This window comes from Lacrimispora sp. 210928-DFI.3.58 (assembly GCF_020554865.1).
Classification (GTDB): domain Bacteria; phylum Bacillota; class Clostridia; order Lachnospirales; family Lachnospiraceae; genus Enterocloster.
This window is the reverse complement of record NZ_JAJCIC010000096.1, coordinates 1-866: the sequence shown is the minus strand read 5'-3', so window position 1 is coordinate 866 and position 866 is coordinate 1. Positions and strand designations below refer to the sequence as shown.

Annotated in this window: 1 protein-coding gene; it reads left to right on the top strand. The window is 43.3% G+C overall.

The genetic code is table 11. The features are described 5' to 3' along the window. Positions 1–96: 96 nt before the first annotated feature. Positions 97–866: transposase (locus LIZ87_RS22055; RefSeq protein ID WP_227149227.1), on the top strand; the 770-nt coding region annotated here is incomplete at its 3' end.

Genomic DNA, 866 nt, shown 5'->3' with positions numbered 1-866 from the left:
CAGACTGTAGACAAAGTCCCGAGCGAGAGCTCGGACTTTTCTACATTTATCGCCGTATTCATGGTATAATTCTTATATCAGGAAGGCGGTGTTTTTATGTTGACGAAAGATGCGGATAAAAAAAGAGAACAAATGATAGTCTTCTGCATGGATGACATGGTTCCTCAAAATCATATGCTCAGACTGATTGATAAAGCCATCAACTGGAACTTTATTTATGATCTTGTAGAAGAAAAATATTCTGCGGATAACGGGCGCCCAAGTATGGATCCGGTCATGCTCATAAAGATCCCTTTTATCCAGTATCTTTATGGAATTAGAAGCATGCGTCAGACAATAAAAGAAATCGAAGTGAATGTAGCATACCGATGGTTCTTGGGTCTGGATATGCTGGATCCAGTCCCACATTTTTCCACCTTCGGAAAGAACTATACTCGCCGTTTTAAAGATACCGGACTATTCGAGCAGATCTTTGCACATATCCTTGAAGAATGTATGAAGCATCATTTAGTGGATACTGCTGTCATCTTTGTAGACGCTACTCATGTCAAAGCCTGTGCCAACAGTAAAAAGATGAGAAAACGTGTTGCGAAGGAGCAGGCTCTCTGGTTTGAAGAAGAACTGAAAAAGGAGATCAATGACGACCGGGAAAACCACGGGAAGAAACCCTTGAAAGAAAAAAAGGATGATCAGACACCCCCATCATCAGGAGGTGGCCTTCCGGACGATTTCCCAAAAGGCGGGATTCCCGAAGACGCGAAAACTCAGAAATGCAGCACAACGGATCCGGAGAGCGGATGGTTCCGCAAAGGAGAACATAAGCATGTTTTTGCTTATGCCGTGGAGACTGCCTGTGATAAAAACGG